Genomic DNA, 20,083 nt, shown 5'->3' with positions numbered 1-20,083 from the left:
TAAAAATATTCTCATAATTCTGCACGTTTCACGTGAAACATCGAATTTTCAATTACTTTCGGGCCTTATCCCGTCACCTGACCGGCAAATATATGAAAAACCTTTCCGCCCAAGAGAACGGGCAGTCGGTCGTCCTCACAGCAGGTGATAAAGACCTGTCCGCCGGATATCCGGTTGAGAACGAATTCCTGCCGCCGGGGGTCCAATTCGGAAAGTACATCATCCAGCAGGAGAATGGGAACCTCTCCTGTGACATTTTTATAAATCTCCCTCTCCGCCAGTTTCAGACTCAGCGCTGCTGTCCGGGTCTGTCCCTGAGAGGAATAGGTCTTGGCGTCCCGCCCGTCGATCTCCACCAGAAGATCATCCTTATGGGGTCCGGACAGACACAGCCGGGAAGCCAGTTCTGCGTTTCGGTGCGCCTCCATATGGGCTCGAAGTTGCTGTGTTAAAACGGGCAGCTCCTCCAACGAATTTTGAATTGTGGAAACCGTTTTATAAACAACGGAAAGTTGTTCTTTTCCCCCGGAGCAGTCCGCGTGGTTGGAAGCGGCAATCGCCGCCAGTTTTTCCGTAAACTGCGCACGATAATGGATGACGAGTGCGCCGCTTTGTATCAGACGCTCATTGAACTCAGGCAGCATGTCCAGTAGCCCCGGCTGTTCCTCGCAGTCCCTTAAAATTCGGGTTTTGTGGGCATATGCCCGGCGATAGGCCGCCAGCGCCGCAGAATAGCGGGGCCGCAGCTGACACAGCGCGTTATCCAGAAATCTTCTCCTTGCCGCCGCGCCGTCCCTAATTAAAAGAAGATCCTCCGGGCAGAAAAAAACAGTCTGAAACACCTGGGACAACTCCGACGACGTTTTACAGGGAACCTTGTTGACCCACAGCTTTCGCCGCTTTTCCCGATACAACTCCGTCCGCAGCACGAAATCCCGGTCCCGCGCCAAAATTTCACCCACAAGAACTGCATTTTCCGCTTGAAATTCAATCAGCTCCCGGTCGTTTTTCGCCCGGGTGGAATGACCGCAGGAAAGGTATTGGACGGCCTCCAGTAAATTTGTCTTTCCCTGGGCGTTTTCTCCAAAAATCACGTTGCAAACCGGATCAAAAGAAACCTCCTGATGAACGTAATTTCGAAAATGCTCAAGAAAAAGCCGCTCAATCCGCATAGAATGGCGTACAGTCCTGTCCGTCGATTCGCGCTACATCGCCGGGTCGCATTTTCTTTCCTCTCTGGGTACAGATTTCACCGTTGACCGCGACCTCTCCGGCTTGAATTCGCTCCTTGGCTTCGCCTCCGGAGGAGACCAGATTTGCCAGCTTCAAAAGGTCCTGCAATTTTACAAACTCCGTGGCAATCATAATCGTTTTCATATTATTCCTGCGCTTTCAGTCGAACCGGCAGAACCATATAAAGGAAGTTCTCGTCGCCCTCCGTGGGAACAATCACAGCGGGGGAGACACCGGTATTCAATTCAATTTTCACAGTATCGGCCGGGGCATATCGCAGAGCTTCCATCAAATAGCGGTTGTTAAAACCAATTTCAAGATCCCCGCCATCTCCCGCCAAACGGCAAATATCCTTGGCTTCGCCATTGGCGGTCTTTGCAGATAGAATGACCCTGTCGTGATCGAACAAACACCGTACCGGACTCTTCAGTTTTTCGGAAATAACCACGCTGACCCGATCAATACTCTGAATTAACTCCTTGGTATCCGCCACAACGGAAATCGGATTTTTTCGGGGAACAGCGCTCTTATAATCCAGAAAATCTCCTTCCAGACGACGGCAAATCAGCTGGGTCTGGCCCACCTCAAACAAAATATGCCTTTTTCCCAGAGTGATGGAAGCCAGGTCCTCCACATCACCGCAGATTTTCTCAATCTCACTCAGAGCCGATCCGGGAGCAACGAAGGAAAAATATCCGCCATTGACTTTCTCCAGAGGTTCCTTGCGGATTGCCAGCCGAAACCCGTCCACGGACACCACGGTCAAACCTTGTTCGTTGATTTCAAACAGGGAACCTGTGTGAACCGGGCGGCTCTCATTGGTAGAGACGGCAAACAGCGTCTCCTCAATCATGGAGCGCAGCGTCTTTTGCTGAATAAAAACAGAATACTCGTCCTCCACATCAGGCAGTTCCGGGTAGTCTGCGGCACTGAGACCCATAATGTTAAAGTCCGCGTCGCCGCATTTAAGGTGAACCACCAGCTTCTCGTCGGAGGAGAAGGTGATTACGTCGTCTGGCATCCGGCGTATAATGTCGCCAAACAATCGCGCGTTCAAAACCAGAGCACCTGGTTCTGTCACGTCAGCGGACAAAATTGTGCGAATGCCGGTCTGCATGTTATAGCCGGAGACTGTGACGGTCTCCGCCGCACGCAGCAGGAGGCCTTCAAGGGCGGGGATAGAGCTTTTCTGCGATACGGCGCGGGAAGCCACGCCAACGGCGTTTTGCAAGAGTGCTTTTTCACAGGAGAATTTCATAGGCCGTCTTCCTTTCTGTCGGAGCTGTTTCTTTTCATAGAAGACAGAGTAGGGATGGAAAATTTGCGTCCCTATCGTCTTTTAGAAAAGAAAAATAGATTATTTTAGTCATAGTCATAGTAGAGGGACAAAAACAGTGGAAAAGCGTGGAAACCCTTGAAAGCAAAGAAAAAGTTATTTTAAAAAGAATAGGAAAAAAGTTCTAGGTTTTCCACAGCAGCTTTTAAAAGGCAGGTTTTCCACATTGTTGTTTTACTTTTCCACAAAAAATAGTGGAAAAATTAGTGTTTTGAACTGATGTTGGTTTTTATCTCCTTTACGGTTTCAGAAAAGGCGGCTTCAGACTTCATTTGTTTTTCAACCTTTTCAATGGAGTAGAGTACCGTGGAGTGATCCCGGTTACCAAAAAACTTTCCAATGTCATCGCTGGATAGGTTTGTCATGCTTCGGATCAGATACATGGCGACCTGCCGGGCAGTTACCGCCTCTCTCACGCGCTGCTGTCCACGAATGACTTCAGCATCCACGCCGTAATACTTTGAGACAAATTCCACGATGGAGTCCGGCGTGGGAATATTATCTCCCCGACGGAGAATATCCTGAATCGCTCGCTTAACTAGCTCCTCGTCCACATCGTCTCCCAGGAGATCTTTATAGGCCAGCAGTTTATTGATGGTTCCCTCCAGCTGTCGGACATTTGAAGTGACGCGTTCGGCGATGTATACGGCCACCTTGTTGGGAATTTCCATACCCAAAAGGGCCGCTTTGTTTTTAATGATGGCGAGGCGCGTCTCATAGTCCGGAGGAGCCACGTCCACCAAAAGCCCCCATTCAAAACGGGTCCGTAGCCGATCCTCCAGCTGCATCATTTCAGAGGGAGGGCGGTCTGAGGTGAGAACAATTTGTTTACCGGACTCATAGAGGTTGTTGAAGGTGTGGAAAAATTCCTCCTGCGTCTGCTTTCGTCCCGCGATAAACTGCACGTCATCCACCAACAGAAGGTCCGCCTTGCGGTATTTCTCTCGCATTTCGGCGGTCTTTCCCTCCCGGATGGCATTGACCAATTCATTGGTCAGATCGTCGCCCTTCACATAGGCGATTCTTGCATTGCAGTCGTTTTTCTGAATGACATGTGCAATTGAATAGATCAGATGTGTCTTGCCAAGGCCGGAGTCTCCATAAATCAACAAAGGATTGTAGTTTTTTGCCGGATGTTCCCCAACAGACATGGAGGCGGCATAGGCCAGCTTATTGCTGGGCCCCACCACAAAAGTCTCAAAGGTAAATTCATCGGAGGTGAAAGCCTCTGTTTTTTTCTTCTGTGCGCCTCCGGAGAATTGGGCGTATTCCTCGGCGGATAGAACCCTTACATCAAAGTCGGTGGAAAAAATATCGTGGAGAACCTCCTTAATATTTTTCATAAAAAGGCTTTGAATATAATTTTTCTTAAAGTCATTGGGGCAGTGGAGATAAAAAACGCCGTCCCGAAGATCAACAGCCTCCAGTTCATCAAACCAGGTGGCAATGGTGGTCTCCGAGAGGTCGCGTTTCAGCTGGGTGAGGACGTTTGTCCAGACGTCGGCTACGGAATTCAAAAAAAAGACACCTCTCTCTCCCTTCGTACAGGGGAAATCATAATACTTGTTGATTATACCAAAAATCACAAAAAAAAACAACACCTATTCTAATAAATAAGTATTAAAAAAGGACGCATAAAAACCACAACATCTTGAAAGAGCAGAAATTATAGAAGAATATCTTGTGGTTTTGATTGTCAAGTTCTAAAAAGGAGACAAAACGACGGAAATTTTTAAGATTTATAAGTTTTTATTGACAGTTTTTTGATTTGCATGTATACTAATTCGAGCGCTTGATTTGCGCTCTTAATTTATTTACTGCGCGGCGGCAGCGCCGTGTCGAGTAAGTACCGCCGCAAGGCGGTCAGAAAAGATTTCATTACAGGAGGTGTCTCAACATGGCAACGAAACGTACCTATCAGCCCAAGAAGCTTCATGCTCAGAAGGTTCATGGCTTCCGCAAGCGGATGGCTACCGCCAACGGCCGCAAGGTTCTTGCCCGCCGCCGCGCTAAAGGCCGTGCCCAGCTCAGCTATTAAGGAGCCGCGTGCGCGGATTCTGCCGCGGGAGACCTGCTGAACAAAATAGACAGGGACGGCAGGAAACCGGTTTTCCTCCGTCCCTTATTGGCTTTGTCCAGAGGTCTCTAGTTACTGCAAAAGAACGGGAGAATGCATGAAAAAAGCCTTGACACTGAAAAAAAACCATGAATTTCGCCGCCTGTACAGCAAGGGAGCCTCCGCTGCCGGAAGCGGTCTTGTGATCTATTGTCGGAAAAACCGACTGGGACATAACCGGCTGGGAATCACCGTATCCACCAAACTCGGTCATGCGGTGGTCCGTAACCGGGCGCGCCGCAGGCTGCGGGAGACGTTTCGGTTGAACGGCCCCCTGTTGCGTCAAGGATACGACATTATTCTGGTGGCTCGCCACCGGGCGGCGAATATGCCTTGGAAAGAATTGAACGCCAACTTTTTAAAGCTCTCAAAAAAACTGGGGCTTTTGGAGGAGGATTTCCGGTGAAACAGATTCTGATGGCTCTGGTGAAATTTTACCGCGTCGCCGTCTCTCCATACCGTCCCGCCTGCTGTCGTTTCTATCCGACTTGCTCCCAATACGCGCTGGAGGCCATTGAGAAATACGGCGCGCTGAAGGGCGGATACTTAGCACTTCGCCGCATTCTCCGCTGCAACCCGTTTCACAAGGGGGGCTACGACCCCGTTCCCTGAGCGTAGCGAGATTTGAATACAAAGGAGTCTCCAAATGGGATTTTTAGGAACCCTGGGATACTACATCTGTATCCCGTTTGCCGCGCTTTTGCGGCTGTTTTATAATCTGACCGGCTCCTATGGTCTGTCCCTGATTTTCTTCACACTGGTGATTAAGCTTGTGCTGCTGCCCTTCCAGATGAAGAGTAAGAAAAGCATGATGCGCATGAACCGCTTGAACGGAAAAATGCAGGAAATCAAGCAGAAGTACGCCAACAACCCGGCCAAGCAGCAGGAGGAGACCCAGAAGCTGTACGCCGAGCAAGGTGTAAACCCCATGAGCGGCTGCCTTTGGAGCGTGCTGCCCATGTTTTTCCTGATTGCGTTGTATGCGATCATCCGCCAGCCCATCACGCATTTCATGATGCTGGATTCCAGTGTGGTCACCTCTGCGCTCACCGCGCTGCAAAACGCCGGCGTTGATATGTCTAATATTGCGACCGCAGCCAAAGATGGCACCATGCAAGTCACTGCTTTCGGTCAGATCATGATGGTCAAGGCGATCAATACCAATCTGCCGGACTTTGCAGCATCCATTCCCGGCTGGATCAGTGTGAATTATAACTTCCTGGGTCTGGACCTGTCTGTTCTGCCCAGTAATGTAATTAAAGCGTTCACGTTCACCTGGAGCAATATCGGCGTTGTTTTAATGCCCGTGATCTCCGCCGCTCTCAGCTTCCTGATGAGCATGGCGTCCATGACCGGCCAGAGCAAGCAGGGCCCCGCCGCAAGCCAGATGAAGATGATGCTGTGGATGATGCCGCTCATGTCTCTTTGGATCGGCTTTACCCTGCCCGCGGCATTGTGCGTTTACTGGATTGCCCAGAGCGCTTTCTCCGCGCTTCAGGAGTGGTTTATGGGTAAATTCTACAACCAGAAGATCGAGGAAGAGGAAAACCGGCGTCAGGAGGCCATTGAGGCGGATCGCAAGCGCCGCCAGGAAGAGGCTAAAAAATTGCAGGAGGAGCAGCGCCAAAATACGGCACAGAAGCTCACCCTGAAGGAAAAGCGAAAGGCCGCTCAGGAGGCAAAGGGAAATAAGCCTAAAAAGGCCAGCACCAATGAAAACGGCCGCGTTGGCGACCGTCCTTATGCCCGCGGTCGTGCCTTCCAGGAAACTCGGTACGACGAATCCAACGAGAAATAAGGAGCTTGTTGCTATGAGTTATATTGATGTAACGGGCAAAACAGAGGAGGAGGCCATCGCCCGCGCCCTTCAGCAGTTGAACATGGACCGGGACGACGTGTCTGTCCAGATTCTGGAGCGGGCCAAAAACGGCTTCCTCGGTATTGGCAGCGCGCCGGCCAAGGTGCGGGTGACTTACGGTGAGGACGAGGAGAAGGAACCCACTGTTTTTGCAAAGCCCATTCCGGAAAAGCCGAAAGCAGAAGTAAGACCTGTGGAAAAGCCCGTGTCTCGGACGGAGAGACCCAAGGTTGAAAAACCCGCCCCAACGGCACAGGAGTCTTTTCAAAAAGCGGAGCGGCCCGCGCCGATTTCTGCTCCGGAAACGTCAAAACCTTCCGCTGAGGAGGTTCGGGACGAAAAGGCGGATGCCATTCGTTCCTTTATCTCCGGTCTGATGGAGAAGATGGAGGTCGAGACTCAGATTCACGTGTATCTGCCTGAAAAAGGCCGGTATCAGGTGATTTTGGCCGGAGCCAGCATGGGTCAGATTATTGGTCGCCGGGGTGAGACGCTGGACGCCATTCAACAGCTGACCAGCTATTGCGTGAATCGCTCCAACAACGGCCGCGTGCGGGTAACTGTTGACGCGGAGAACTACCGTGCAAAGCGGGAGGAGAGCTTGGAGCATCTTGCGCAGAAGGTGGCCGGAAAAGTGGTCAAGTACCGCCGCAGCGTCACGCTGGAGCCGATGAACGCCTATGAACGGCATATTATTCACACGGCCCTGCAGGATGTACCCAATGTGACCACCGGGTCCATCGGTACAGAGCCAAACCGGCGGGTAGTTGTCTCCTACGTACGCTGAGTACAGTCCGCTTTTCTTTGATGATCCGCCCGGTCTTTTTTGACCGGGCGGACTTTTTCACAAAGTTTACAGCATTGTGGAAAAGAAACACAGCTTTGCGGTTATCGGGGCTTCAAATTTGACTTCTACCGCAGGATAGACCCGCGGCCATGATCCGCTTCCACCGGTGGAGTTAAAAACCTTCTTGACATTTGAAAGGAAAGGTGATAAAGTGACACACGATATTGCAAAAGGCTTTGAAAGGGAGTAGTATCCCCCGTCACCGGGCAAAGAGAGAGGACGTTTGGTGCGAGTCCTCACCGGAAGGGAGAAAAGGCGCCCCCGAGCCGTGTGGCTGAGCGAAAGCAGGCTGCACCGGTACCCGCCGTTATCGGGTCAGAGTGCGCGCTTTTGAGCGCGAATTCAGGTGGTACCGCGGACAACCGTTCGCCCTGAGCGTTTGCTCAGGGTGTTTTTTATTTTAAGTCACAAGATGAAAAGGAGAGAAACCCATGAATAATTCGGAAAAGACGATGGAAAAGATCGTAGCGCTTTGCAAAAGCCGCGGTTTTGTTTTCCCCGGCAGCGAGATTTACGGAGGCCTGGCAAACAGTTGGGACTACGGTCCTTTGGGCGTGGAGATGAAAAACAACGTCAAGCGCGCCTGGTGGAAAAAGTTTGTCCAGGAGAACCCCTATAACGTAGGTCTGGACGCCGCCATTTTGATGAATCCGCAGGTATGGGTGGCCTCCGGCCATGTGGCCACCTTTAACGACCCTCTCATCGATTGCAGGGCCTGTAAAATGCGGCATCGGGCCGACAAGCTGGTGGAGGCCTATAATCAGGAGAACAACATCACCGACATCAACGTGGAGGCTATGACCGGGGAGGATCTAGTGGCCTATATCCGGGAAAAGCAGGTCCCCTGCCCGGGCTGCGGAAAGTCCGACTTTACCGACATCCGCAAATTTAACCTGATGTTCAAGACGCATCAGGGCGTCACGGAGGATACCGCCAACGAGGTATATCTCCGCCCCGAGACCGCTCAGGGTATTTTTGTGAACTTCTCCAACATCCAGCGCACCACCCGCCGCAAGCTCCCCTTCGGCGTGTGCCAGGTGGGCAAGTCCTTCCGCAATGAGATCACGCCGGGCAACTTTATCTTCCGTATCCGGGAGTTTGAGCAGATGGAGCTGGAATTCTTCTGCAAGCCGGATACCGATCTGGAGTGGTTCCAGTATTGGCGGAACTACTGCCATCAGTGGCTGAAAAACCTAAACGTGAAGGACGAGAATCTGCGTCTGCGGGATCATGAGAAGGAGGAGCTGAGCTTCTATTCCAAGGCCACCACGGACTTTGAGTATAAGTTCCCCTTTGGCTGGGGCGAGCTGTGGGGCGTGGCCGATCGGACCAATTACGATCTCACTCAGCACCAGGAGCACTCCGGCCAAGACCTGACCTATTTCGATCAGGAGTCGGGCGAACACTATATCCCCTTTGTCATTGAGCCGTCTCTGGGCGCGGACCGCATGACGCTGGCTTTGCTGGTGGAGGCTTATGACGAGGAGGTTGTGGACGCGGAGAAGAACGATACCCGCGTGGTTATGCGCTTCCATCCCGCCATCGCTCCGTTTAAGGTGGCGGTTCTGCCCCTGAGCAAGAAGCTGGGGGATAAGGCAAAGGAGATCCAGCAGATGCTCTCCTCCGATTGGATGGTGGACTTTGACGAAACCGGCTCCATTGGCAAGCGCTATCGCCGGGAGGATGAGATCGGCACACCCTACTGTGTCACCGTGGACTTCGACACCGTGGGCGACGCAGAAAAGACCGGCGACAACTGCGTCACCGTTCGGGACCGGGATACCATGCAGCAGGTGCGTCTGCCCATCGATCAGCTGAAGCAGTATCTGGCTGAAAAGCTGGCCTATTAAATTTTTGAAAAACCGAAAAGCGGGGCGCGGTGGATTCCGTGTCCCGCTTTCCCCTGAAAGCGAGGATATGCATTGAAGGGTACTCTTTTGAAAATTGGAAAGGCGGCTCTTGTCCTGCTGGAATCGCTGCTGCTGGGCTGCGCGGTGACGTTCGCCATGGAGTGGATTGCGCTGGGCGACCCGCAAGAGGCATTGGACTGGTGCCTTGCGTCTTTACCGCCGTTTTGCCTGACGGCGGTGCTTTACGGCGGAGCCGCTCTGTTTCTGGGCTTATTGACGGGTCGCCTCTGGATCGGGTCGTTACTTGTTTCCGCTGCGGGCACAGCGCTGGCACTGGTAAGCTATTTTAAATTTGCCATCAACGGAACCCCGCTGGAGGTAGAGGACTTTGGCATGATCGGCCAGATGAATCAGGTTATGGGCGTGGCGGGGGACCTTAAAGTTCCAGGCTTCGCCTGGGCGGCCATGGGAATGCTGGCGCTGCTGACTCTGTTTTTTTTGCTGCTGAAAAAAAAGCTGCCTCTCGGCTCCGGCCGGACCCGGTTTGTATTGCTGTCCGTGGAGCTGGCTCTGGGGCTTGCCCTGGTGGTGGGTCCCGGCGCGTCCGCCATGGGACAGGCTTTTTCCGTGAACACGCAGGACCGCGTCATGTCCACCGTAGCCTATCGGGATTATGGGCTGACACTGGGCCTGTGGCGGGACGCGTGTCTGCTGGCCAATCGGGAGCCGGAGGATTACAGCGCGGAATATATGGACAGCGTTGTAAAGCGGCTGGATGAGATTTTGGGACCTTCGCAGTCCGCGGCAAACCCACAGGAACAGCCGAATGTGATCTTTATTCTCTCTGAATCCTTTTACGATATGACCCGCCTTCCGGGGTTGACGCTCTCCGCGGATCCGGCGGAAAATTATCACCGCCTGAGTAAAGAGGGTATCTCCGGCCGGTTTTACACCGGTTATCTCGGCTATGGCACCGGCTACATAGAGCAGTCTATTTTTTCCGGTCTGACGGGGAAGGACCTGAAGCCCGGTACCAATATTTGTTTTCGGGACCCCGGGGATTACAGCTTGCTTGACTCCATCGTGACACCCTTTAAGACGGCGGGGTATGATACGGAGATGCTTCACTCCTACAACAGCAGTCTCTACAACCGAACGGTGACCTTTCCACGAATTGGCTTTGATCATCTGCTGTTTTCCGCCGAAATGCAGGCGCTGGATTTGAACATTCAGGGCAGCCCTTATGCCGGAGGATACTACCTCAGTGACCATGTGTTCACGCAGGCACTGCTGAACCGACTGGACGCGGCGAATGCCGATGGAAAGAAAGCGTTTCTGTTTGGCATTTCCATGGGAAATCACCAGCCCTTCGACCCGGAGAAATTTGGATACAAGTGCCAGATTGGGGTTACCAGTGACGAGCTGGATCAGGATGATCTGGCCATCACCAAGGTCATGCTGGAGGGCTTGACCCGGGCGGACCAGGCTCTCGGTGAGTTGACGGACGCGCTGCGGGAACGGAAGGAGCCAACGGTTGTAGTCTTCTTCGGCGATCACCGGCCAAACCTCTTTCTAACCGACGGCGACACGATTTACAGCCATTTGGGACTTTGTGACGGCAACGACTGTTCCAATTGGAGCATCGACCAGGTGGCAGATCTGTATTCCACCAATTATCTGATCTGGGCCAACGACGCGGCGCTCTTGAAGCAGCCCGCCGGCATGAAGCAGGACACGGGCCTGACGGCGCTTGGTCCCGCGGTGCTGAACGCGGCGGACATGCCGCGAACTCGGTACTGGGCCATGCAGGAGCGGCTTTCTAAGGCGCTCCTGGTAAATACAGACCTATATTGCGTTACGGCGGACGGGAATCCTTATTGGAATGTGTCATCCGCCAACCTCACTAACGAGGACCGGGAGCTGATGAAGCTGCGGGACGCCATCGTTTATGACACGTATTATGGGCAGCATTACGTCACCGACAAGATGAATCAGCCCGCTGGGAGCTGAGTGCTTTGAAGAGAAAAAGACCGTCAAACGCCTCTCGGCGTTTGACGGTCTTTTTTCGGTGAGTGGTCTTTTTCAGCGGGACGCCTTAAAAAATGCCTCAATCTCCGATTTGTCGGATTGGACGGATCCCTGTGCAAAGCCGCTTCGTCCGCCGCCCCGGCCCCGGAGAGCCGCGTTCAGGCTCTTGACCAGAGGGGAGATATCTCCGCCGTCGGCGCGAATGAGCGCGTATTGATACTGCCCGTCCTCCCCGGCAAACACTGCCGCAAGGCCCCCGCAGGTCCGGCTCACCGCGTCCGCCAGCTTCCGCACACCGTCCGTCCGCAGGGAGGACTGGAACACAACCACATCTCCCTTACCGGTCTGTTCGGCGGCGACGCGGAAGAACAGTTCGTCTTCCAGTTGGGTCTGCCGGGCTTTGGAGGCATTCAGCTCTGCTTCCAGACGCTCTACCGCTGCGGAGGTATCAAAAACTTTTACGCTGAGGCGCTGACCCACCGCACGGTTTTGTTCCCATGTTTTTGAGAGGTAATCCAGCGCCCGCCGCCCGCAGAGAATCTCCATGCGGACGCCGCCCCGGAAGGTTTGGCAGGACAGAATTTTAATAAGACCCACCTGCCCGGAATGCTGTACATGGGTCCCGCAGCAGGCGCAGCAGTCCGCGCCGGGAAAGCGCACGATGCGGACCTGTCCGGTCAGCTCCTTTTTCGAGCGGTAGTCAATGGACGTCAACTCCTCTCGGGAGGGGTAGGTGATTTCAATCGGGACGTCGGCATAGATGTAGTCGTTGGCACGCCGTTCCGCCTCCAGCGCCTGTTCCCAGGAGATATCGGTGTTATAATCGATGGTGACCGTGTCGGCACCCATGTGGAAGCCAACGTTGTCGCAGCGATAGGTTTCGCAGAGGATGCCGCTGAGAATGTGTTCGCCGGAATGCTGCTGCATGTGGTCGAACCGCCGGCTCCAATCAATGCGCCCCATCACGGTTTCCCCAATCTCCACTGGTTTTTCACAAATGTGGAAAACCAAGCCGTCCTTTTCGTGGACGTCCAGGACATTTACACCGCCAAGCGACCCCTGATCGGCGGGCTGTCCGCCGCCCTCGGGATAAAAAGCGGTCTGGTCCAGAACCACTGCCCAGCTGGTTTTCACCGCGTCGCAGGAGAGAACCTTTGCGGTAAAATCCTTTAGAAAGGGGTCGGCGTAGTAGAGTTTTTCTGTTCCCATGTGGAAAACTTCCTTTCCGCGTTTAAGGCGCCGCTCATTCGCGTTTACGCCTCAAGAGATGGATACCACGAACTGCCACACCGGTTCCGCCAGAAAAAAGCCTATAACGGCGCTGGCGGCGTTGGCCGTCAGTCCGTAGACAACGGCGCGTGTTTTGCTCTGGCCCGTGAGAAATCTGCGGTACAAAAGGGCCTCCGCCACGGCCACGACGACCTCCGCCGGAACAAATAAAAATAAAAACCAGAAGCTCATCCCGTGCCGAACGATAGTTACACTGTAATACAGGGAAAGAGCCCCCTGCGTGACAAGATTTACGGTGAGAAACGGCTTCCAGCTGGTTTTCCATTTGTAGCCGTACAGAAGAAGTACTAGCGCTTCAATCACCAACGTAGGAACGCAGGTGGCCAAAAATTGCAGCATATATCCCACCCAGGTCGGCGCTACGGAGATGGTTTTTTTCGCCCAGTCTACTTTGGCGGAGCACTGAAGGGCATGGCGGGTTATGGGTTCCGAAACCCAGCTTTCGCCGCTTTTGGTGACCACGATCACCCGATAAGTGTCCGGCACACCCACATAGCTGAAGCTGCGGATGTTGCCGTCTCCGGTCAGCTTTGCATAGATGGGGGTACCTTGGTTTCCCTGGGCGACGCAGGCATACCACCCCTTCGGGACGGCATCCCGCAGCGCTTGCAGCAGTTGCGGGTCCAGCGCGGCGCGTTCTTCCTCCGAATAGTTCCAGTCCAGACAGTAATCCATATATTTCGGGTCCGGGTCCCCCTCTGCCAGCAGATCGAGATAGTAGGGTTCCTCCGGACCGTTTTCTACACGGACAATCAATAGGGGTTTCGGCCCGCTGTCCGCAAGGGCGGGAACGGTCAGCAAAGCGGCCAGTGTCAGGAGCAGCGCCGCCAGAGACATCAGCTTTTTCTGAAAACTCATAAGAGGCCTCCTTCTTTTCCTGCACAGTTTTGCCGCCCGGCCTTCCAAAACCGGGCGGCTTCACTTTAAAGACGGAAGAAGTTAAATAAAGGTTTCTCTCACAGCAGCCCCAGGGTCATTTTCCACTGGAGTACCTGCGTGCAGGCCAAATCAACAATAGGTTCGTACAGTGTCCCATCTTCCACAGCAGCAATGACCTGCGGTATCTGCTGGCGGTAGTCTGTGGCGATCAGAAGACTGTTCTCTGCCTCAATCGCCATGACCGCCACGCTGCCGTTTTCTGCATAGGATTTTACCGCATCCATGGCAAGATCGTCGGTCATAATTGGACCGCCTCCGCCTGCTTCCTGCATCATCAACAAGAGCGTAATGTGGACATTTGGAGAGAGGGAGGCGGGAAGTCCCGCGTCCGCCTTGGAGGTCAGACAGTCCACAATGTTGTGACTCACCAAAACGGACACCGTGTCGCCGCCCGCTTCAAGACCGGCTTTAAAGGGCAGAAAATCCGAACTTTCAAAGGTTTCCAAAGGCCGCTTATCCACCGCGATCCCGGTGTGGGTGTCCACGTTATTCCCATAGCCGGGGAAGTGCTTGAGGACACAGCCCATCTTATCTTCCCGCATTTGCTTCACCACAGCGCGGACGTAGTCCGCTGTGGCCTGCGCATCCTGTCCAAACGCACGGTCATAGATGAAGTCGCCGGGGTTGGTGGATACATCTGCCACCGGAGACAGATTTACATTAAACCCCAGCGCTTTTAAAAGCACATCCTTCTCATGGGTATCCTTCACCACCGCATCCATGCCTCCGGCGGCATAGAGCTGCTGGGGCGAGCGGAATTTTTCCGAGCGGATGTTGGGGTTGGAGGAGACGCGCGTCACGGTTCCGCCCTCCTCGTCCACGCCGACAAGCAAGGGAATCTTGGCGGCCTCCTGATAGCCGTTGATCGCCTGGATAATCTCGTTGGCGGTTTTGTCCTTGGTGTCCCGGCCAAAGAGAATGTAGCCCCCCAGGTGATAGGCGGAGACGTCCGCCGCCGCGTTCGTCTCCGGAACCCGGGCAAAAAACAGCTGGCCTACCTTTTCCTCAAGCGTCATCTGGGCGGTCAGGGCCTTCGCTCGCTCCTCGTTGGTTTGGACGGGAGCGGACGAGGATGCCGCGCCGTCGCCGGACCCGGCGGCGGAACCAGAGTTCTCCGCAGGTGCGGAGCCTGAAGACGCCGAAGGAGTCTGCGCGTTGCAGGAAGTCAGACAAAACAGGCTGGCCACGGCTAGAAGGGAACAGAGCAATCGTTTCATAAAACCTCCTACGCATGAAGTGCGAGCGTTTGTGCTTTAGGCCTCCGGCTTCACCAGCGCAATGTGCAGCTCGTCCAGCTGCTTCTGAGTGACGGCGCCGGGGGCATCCATCATCACGTCCTGCGCGTTCTTGTTCATGGGGAAGGGGATGATCTCCCGGATAGAGTCCTCGCCTGCCAACAGCATAACCATCCGGTCCACACCGGGGGCAATGCCCGCGTGAGGGGGCGCGCCGTAGCAGAACGCGTTGTACATGGCGGGGAATTTGGCCTTCACATCATCCTCGCCCAGACGTACCAGCTCAAACGCCTTGACCATGATCTCCGGGTCGTGGTTGCGCACCGCGCCGGAGGAGAGCTCCACACCGTTGCACACCAGGTCGTACTGGTCTGCGGTGATGCTGAGGGGATCGATCTCGACCGCTTCCGCCTTGAGAAGCACATCCAGCCCGCCGGATGGCATGGAGAACGGGTTGTGGCAGAATTCCAGCTCGCCGGATTCGTCGCCGATCTCATACATGGGGAAGTCCACAATCCAGCAGAAGGCATACTGCTCTTTATCCATATGACCGGGGACGGCGGCGCCCAGCGTCTTCACCAGCACACCGGCGGTCTTCTGGGCGGCGGTGAGTTTTCCGGCCGACAGAGCCACAAAGTCGCCCGCCTTCAGATTCAGCGCGGATACAACTGCATCCTTGCAGGGGGTGACGAACTTGGAAATGCCGCCCACCAGCTCGCCGTTTTCGTCCAGACGGAACCAATAGGCCTTGTTCCCCGCCTGAGTCTCCACGTCGGCCAGGGTTTTATCGATAAACTTTCGGGTTTCTTTAAAATCGGAGACGACCACAGCCTTGACGGTGTTCTCCGCGAAAGGCTCGAAGCCGCAGTCTGAGAGAATCTCCGTGGCGTCCCGCACAGTCAGATCGATGCGGAGATCCGGCTTGTCGGAGCCGTATTTCTCCATGGACTCCCTGTATGGAATGCGCGTAAACGGCGCGCCGCTGGCCCGGTCGTAGGAGCCAAATTTGGCAAAGATGGGAGGCAGCACGTCCTCCAGAACGGCAAACACGTCCTCCTGGGTGGCAAAGGCCATCTCCATATCCAGCTGATAAAACTCGCCGGGGGAGCGGTCGGCCCGGGCGTCCTCGTCCCGGAAGCAGGGGGCGATCTGAAAATAGCGGTCGAAGCCGGAGGTCATCAAAAGCTGCTTGAACTGCTGGGGCGCCTGTGGAAGGGCATAAAACTTGCCGGGATGATTCCGGGCAGGCACCAGATAGTCCCGAGCTCCCTCGGGGGAAGAGGCGGTGAGGATGGGGGTGGTGATCTCCAGAAAACCGTGCTCTGTCATGGACTGACGCAGGGCGGAGACCACATTGCACCGCAGGATAATGTTCTTTTTCACGTCGGGGTTGCGCAGGTCAAGATAGCGGTATTTAAGGCGTGTCAGCTCGTCGGCCTCCCGGCTGCGGTTGATGGGGAAGGGAAGCTCGTTATAGCGGCAGCGGCCCAGCACCTCGATGGTCTGGGGGAGCACCTCAATTTCGCCGGTGGGCAGCTTTGGGTTCTTGCTGGCCCGCTCCCGGACAGTGCCGGCAACGGAGACAGTGGATTCCTTGTTGATGCCCTTGAGGGTTTTCACGGCGTCGGCTGTCTCGGCTACTACCTGCGTGGTGCCGTAAAAATCCCGGATGACGGCAAAAGCCAGCTCCGCGCCGACTTCCCGGACGTTTTCCAGCCATCCGACGATGGTGACGGCCTTGCCCGCGTCGGTCAGCCGCAGTTCTCCGCAGGTATGGGTTCTTGATTGTGTCATGACAGTGAGATCCTTTCTATATTTGAGATGGCGGATACAATTGAAACGGAGAGTTAATCAAGGAAAGAAAATACAATCTGTATTTTTATTATAAATTATTTCAAACTGGATTGTTCCGGCTGGGCCAGATCCCATAGTTCCCGCCCCAGGGCCTGCCCAATTTCCTTGCTTTGGGACATGTTGAGAGGGAGAGTGACGCCGCGGTCAAAGTCCCGATAGGACCACTCGTCGATCGAAAATTCCAGCTGCGCATATCTCCAATCCACCGGGCCTGACTGGGCGAGGGTGATGAAGAGGTCCTCGATGTCGCCGTCCTCCAGCATTTTGGGTTGGGAAGTCAGGTTTTCCAGACACGGTATGGCCTGAAGTACGAGATTGGTGGGTGGCCGCCGGAAGCGAAGCTCCTCCAGCCGGACGAGCAGCTCGTCAAATCCCGGTTCATTGGAAGCTAGTTGGAGGTTTCGGAGCTCCGATTGCCGATTTTCATAAAAGCGGGTCAGCGTAATATCAATCAATTCCGGCTCCATACCGGGGGCGAGGGTGTCAAGCCCCGCAGGCCGGGCATACCAGAACCCTCCGGCGATCATAGCCAGCAGGAGGCACAGAACTGTGATTTTCAGAGGGAGTCTCTTTTGACGACTCTGCTCTTTCACGCCGTTCATTCCAGAATGACGGAGCCCTTGTTCTTCTCCGCGAGACCCGCCTTGATGCGATATACCGTGGCGGCGGGGTCCAGCTTGGTCTGTTCGCCGGTGGACATGTCCTTGCAGGCGACGATACCCGCCTGAATCTCATCCTCGCCCAGAAAGACCACATAGGGAATACACAGTTTGTCTGCGTAGGAGATCTTTGCCTTGAACTTCTTTTCCTCGCAGTGCAGCTGTGCCCGGACGCCGTTTTCCCGCAGGAGGGTGGCAAAGGATACGGCGGGGGCCAGGTCCTCCGTCATGGGCAGAATCAGCACGTCGGTGGGCGCGGTGGGCAGATCCGGATTCAGCATTCCCTGCTCTCCCAGAACGTAGAACAGGCGGGTCAAACCGATGGAGGTACCCACGCCGGGAAGCTGCTTTTCCGTGTAGTATTCCGCCAGATTGTCATACCGCCCGCCGGAGCAGACGGAGCCCACCTCGGGGTGGTCCAGAAGGGTGGTCTCATACACCGTGCCGGTGTAGTAATCCAGACCCCGGGCGATGGTCAGGTCCACCACAAAGTTTTCTGCAGGGACGCCGAAGGCTCTCAGATACTTCACCACCAGGCTCAGCTCGTCCAAGCCCTCGTCGAACAGGGAATTGCGGCCCCGATAGCCCTCCAGAGCCTGAAGAATTGTCTCGCTGCCACCGGAGATGGCAATAAACTTCAAAATCTCGTCGGCCTTTTCCTCCGGGACGGAGTAATCGTCCACCAAAATGGACCGCACCATGTCGGCGCCGATCTTGTCCAGTTTGTCCACGGTCCGCATTACGTCGCCGGACAGCTCGGAAAGACCCAGCATGGCATAAAACCCGTTCAGAATTTTCCGATTGTTCACCCGAATCTGGAATCGCTTCAGGCCCAGAGTGGAGAAGACCTTATAGATGATTGCGGGAATTTCGGCATCGTTGATGGGAGCCAGACTGCCGTCTCCGATGATGTCAATATCCGCCTGATAAAACTCCCGGAAGCGGCCACGCTGGGCCCGCTCGCCCCGGTATACCTTGCCAATCTGGAAGCGGCGGAAGGGAAAGCTGAGTTCACTGTAGTGCATGGCGACGTATTTCGCCAGAGGGACCGTCAGGTCGAAGCGGAGGCTCAGGTCGGCGTCGCCCTTAGAAAAGCGGTAGATTTGCTTTTCTGTCTCGCCGCCGCCCTTGGCAAGAAGCACCTCGCTGGCCTCGATGATGGGGGTGTCCAGCGGAGTGAAGCCGTATAGAGAATAGGTCTGGCGCAGGACCTCCATGATACGCTCCATCTGCTGCTGCGGCGCAGGGAGTAGCTCCATAAAGCCGGAAAGGGTACGTGGTTTTAAAATAGCCATAATAAATACTCCTTCATCTGTGTTTTATGATTAGTCATAAAAAAACTGAAAAAAAGGCGCTCTCGTCCCCTGGGTTTGGGACGAGAGCGGTGAACGCTTCGTGGTGCCACCCAAATTCGAAAGGGGGAGAAAACCCCGCCTCTCCTTTTGGCCTCCGTCTGTACGGGGAGGGACCGTGAGCGTCTCCGCTCCCGCTCCGCCGCTGTCCTTGGCCCGATTCCACCTAAACGCTCTCAGCCATTGGCGTTCTTCTCTGTGCGGTGGTCTGCGGGTTACTGCTGCGGCATCAGCGCGGTATTCAGGTTAATCCTGGAATATGCTCAGACTTGGGAGTGTTTCTTGGGATTGACGATGTCGCGCCAGTCGAGGTCGCCCCGGGCCAGTCCCAAAATCAGCATTTCCGCCGTGGCGATGTTGCTGGCGTAAGGAATGTTGTTCTGATCGCACAGGCGGGAAATGTAGGTCACATCTTCAGCCATACTGGGGCTGTTAGGGTCGTCAAAAAATAGGACCAGGTCAATTTCGTTATAAGCAATGCGGGCGCCGATCTGCTGACAGCCGCCGTGGGCAAAGGAGAGGAAGCAGTGAACGTCCAGTCCTGTGGCTTCAGAGACCATATGGCCCGTCGTATTGGTGGCAAAGAGAGTGTGCTTGGAGAGAATTCCGGCGTAGGCCGTGCAGAACTGGACCATGAGGTCTTTCCGGTTATCGTGGGACATGATTGCAATATTCATGGGAAAACTCCTTTCTATTTTATGCGCATCAGGGGCACGCGCTGTCCCATGAGACGCCGGGCAATGTTTTGATAGGCGGTGGCGGCGAGACTGTCATCCGTCAGCAGTAAGGGAACGCCCCGGTTCAGCGCCAGAGGCAGCCCATCGTCTTCCGGTACCACGCCAAGGAGAGGCAGGCCCGCGGCATCAATGGCGTCGTCGATGGTGGCGTGCATATTCCGAAGCAGCTTTTTGCGCACCCGGTTTACCACCAGGTGCAGCCTTCCGCGGGGGAAGGACTCCAGCTCCATGACCGTATGCTGTGCGTCCCGCAAGGATGCGGCGTCCGATGTGGTAACTACCACGCAGCGGTCCGCGCCGCAGATCGCAAGACGAAACCCGCCGTCCAGGCCCGCCGGTGCGTCCAGCAGACAGTAATCATACCGCTCCTGAGCCTGATTCAATAGGGCGCGGAACTGGCTCTCACTGACAGGACGGCCCCGGTTACGCACCGGCGCGGTGAGCAGGTCAAGTGTGGGAAGACGGGATTGGCTCACGACTGCATTTTCCAGCGTACATCGGTCCTGAGCCACGTCGGAAAAGTCCATCAGGGCCTTGTCTGTAAGACCCAGTGCCAGATCAAGATTCCGAAGCCCGATGTCACAGTCGATACAAAGCACATGCTTTCCTGCTTTGGCCATAGCGGCCCCCACTCCCGCCACAAAGGAGGTCTTGCCGGTGCCGCCCTTACCGGAGACCACGGCGATACATTCCCCCATCGGACTTCACCTCTTTTATATCCTGATTTTACAGTAAGAATTCGCCAAAAT

The 20,083-nt window shown here is 54.8% G+C and carries 19 protein-coding genes and 1 other annotated feature; of the genes, 7 read left to right on the top strand and 12 right to left on the bottom strand.

Going from position 1 to position 20,083, the window contains the following annotated elements:
- Positions 1–65: 65 nt before the first annotated feature.
- The 4 genes from recF to dnaA form a co-directional block, all read right to left on the bottom strand.
- Positions 66–1,172 (bottom strand): DNA replication/repair protein RecF, encoded by a 1,107-nt coding sequence (gene recF / locus ABWQ15_RS12925; protein WP_353909188.1) that lies wholly within the window; start codon positions 1,170–1,172, stop codon positions 66–68.
- Positions 1,162–1,377 (bottom strand): RNA-binding S4 domain-containing protein, encoded by a 216-nt coding sequence (locus ABWQ15_RS12920; RefSeq protein WP_353909187.1) that lies wholly within the window; start codon positions 1,375–1,377, stop codon positions 1,162–1,164. The genes recF and ABWQ15_RS12920 overlap by 11 nt, the downstream gene beginning before the upstream one ends.
- A gap of 1 nt (position 1,378) precedes the next feature.
- The gene (gene dnaN / locus ABWQ15_RS12915; RefSeq protein ID WP_353909186.1) at positions 1,379–2,491 is read right to left on the bottom strand and encodes a DNA polymerase III subunit beta; all 1,113 of its coding nucleotides are present in this window, start codon (positions 2,489–2,491) and stop codon (positions 1,379–1,381) included.
- Positions 2,492–2,772: 281 nt separating this feature from the next.
- Positions 2,773–4,086 carry a chromosomal replication initiator protein DnaA gene (gene dnaA / locus ABWQ15_RS12910; RefSeq protein WP_353909185.1) on the bottom strand — a complete coding sequence of 438 codons (1,314 nt, stop codon included), beginning with the start codon at positions 4,084–4,086 and terminating at the stop codon, positions 2,773–2,775.
- A gap of 380 nt (positions 4,087–4,466) precedes the next feature.
- Here dnaA and rpmH point away from each other — a divergent pair, with 380 nt between their 5' ends.
- From rpmH to ABWQ15_RS12875, 7 genes are all read left to right on the top strand, one after another.
- Positions 4,467–4,607 (top strand): 50S ribosomal protein L34, encoded by a 141-nt coding sequence (gene rpmH, locus ABWQ15_RS12905; protein WP_295857800.1) that lies wholly within the window; start codon positions 4,467–4,469, stop codon positions 4,605–4,607.
- Positions 4,608–4,743: 136 nt separating this feature from the next.
- A complete protein-coding gene (gene rnpA, locus ABWQ15_RS12900) occupies positions 4,744–5,091 on the top strand; it encodes a ribonuclease P protein component (RefSeq protein WP_353909184.1) in 348 nt (115 codons plus the stop codon).
- 11 nt (positions 5,092–5,102) lie between these two features.
- Positions 5,103–5,297, top strand: a complete 195-nt coding sequence (gene yidD / locus ABWQ15_RS12895; RefSeq protein ID WP_502919128.1) for a membrane protein insertion efficiency factor YidD — start codon at positions 5,103–5,105, stop codon at positions 5,295–5,297.
- 34 nt (positions 5,298–5,331) lie between these two features.
- On the top strand, positions 5,332–6,483 hold the full coding sequence (gene yidC / locus ABWQ15_RS12890; protein WP_353909182.1) for a membrane protein insertase YidC: 1,152 nt from the start codon (positions 5,332–5,334) through the stop codon (positions 6,481–6,483).
- Positions 6,484–6,496: 13 nt separating this feature from the next.
- On the top strand, positions 6,497–7,330 hold the full coding sequence (gene jag, locus ABWQ15_RS12885; protein ID WP_353909181.1) for an RNA-binding cell elongation regulator Jag/EloR: 834 nt from the start codon (positions 6,497–6,499) through the stop codon (positions 7,328–7,330).
- Between the two features lie 227 nt (positions 7,331–7,557).
- Positions 7,558–7,767, top strand: a binding site (T-box leader).
- Between the two features lie 54 nt (positions 7,768–7,821).
- A complete protein-coding gene (locus ABWQ15_RS12880; protein ID WP_353909180.1) occupies positions 7,822–9,240 on the top strand; it encodes a glycine--tRNA ligase in 1,419 nt (472 codons plus the stop codon).
- Positions 9,241–9,327: 87 nt separating this feature from the next.
- Positions 9,328–11,250: an LTA synthase family protein gene (locus ABWQ15_RS12875; protein ID WP_353909179.1), complete on the top strand. Its 1,923-nt coding sequence runs from the start codon at positions 9,328–9,330 to the stop codon at positions 11,248–11,250.
- 72 nt (positions 11,251–11,322) lie between these two features.
- On the opposite strand, the gene ABWQ15_RS12870 is transcribed toward ABWQ15_RS12875, so the two are convergent.
- The 8 genes from ABWQ15_RS12870 to minD all read right to left on the bottom strand — a co-directional run bounded on the left by ABWQ15_RS12870 (position 11,323) and on the right by minD (position 20,032).
- A complete protein-coding gene (locus tag ABWQ15_RS12870) occupies positions 11,323–12,477 on the bottom strand; it encodes an alanyl-tRNA editing protein (RefSeq protein WP_353909178.1) in 1,155 nt (384 codons plus the stop codon).
- Between the two features lie 51 nt (positions 12,478–12,528).
- Complete coding sequence (locus tag ABWQ15_RS12865) at positions 12,529–13,416, bottom strand: hypothetical protein (RefSeq protein WP_353909177.1); 888 nt, start codon at positions 13,414–13,416, stop codon at positions 12,529–12,531.
- Between the two features lie 98 nt (positions 13,417–13,514).
- Entirely contained in the window at positions 13,515–14,714 is a 1,200-nt protein-coding gene (locus ABWQ15_RS12860) for a glycoside hydrolase family 3 N-terminal domain-containing protein (protein WP_353909176.1), read from the bottom strand.
- Between the two features lie 36 nt (positions 14,715–14,750).
- Positions 14,751–16,526 carry an aspartate--tRNA ligase gene (aspS, locus tag ABWQ15_RS12855; RefSeq protein WP_353909175.1) on the bottom strand — a complete coding sequence of 592 codons (1,776 nt, stop codon included), beginning with the start codon at positions 16,524–16,526 and terminating at the stop codon, positions 14,751–14,753.
- Between the two features lie 95 nt (positions 16,527–16,621).
- Positions 16,622–17,179 (bottom strand): hypothetical protein, encoded by a 558-nt coding sequence (locus ABWQ15_RS12850; RefSeq protein ID WP_353909174.1) that lies wholly within the window; start codon positions 17,177–17,179, stop codon positions 16,622–16,624.
- A 5-nt stretch (positions 17,180–17,184) separates the two neighbouring features.
- On the bottom strand, positions 17,185–18,540 hold the full coding sequence (hisS, locus tag ABWQ15_RS12845) for a histidine--tRNA ligase (RefSeq protein ID WP_353909173.1): 1,356 nt from the start codon (positions 18,538–18,540) through the stop codon (positions 17,185–17,187).
- A 320-nt stretch (positions 18,541–18,860) separates the two neighbouring features.
- Complete coding sequence (locus tag ABWQ15_RS12840) at positions 18,861–19,274, bottom strand: methylglyoxal synthase (protein ID WP_353909172.1); 414 nt, start codon at positions 19,272–19,274, stop codon at positions 18,861–18,863.
- Positions 19,275–19,288: 14 nt separating this feature from the next.
- On the bottom strand, positions 19,289–20,032 hold the full coding sequence (minD, locus tag ABWQ15_RS12835) for a septum site-determining protein MinD (protein WP_353909171.1): 744 nt from the start codon (positions 20,030–20,032) through the stop codon (positions 19,289–19,291).
- Between the last annotated feature and the right edge of the window lie 51 nt (positions 20,033–20,083).

Origin of the sequence: Oscillibacter sp. (assembly GCF_040505565.1) — a bacterium.
Classification (GTDB): Bacteria; Bacillota; Clostridia; order Oscillospirales; family Oscillospiraceae; genus Oscillibacter.
Note: the sequence above shows the minus strand (reverse complement) of the source record. Positions and strands in the feature narration are given on the sequence as shown.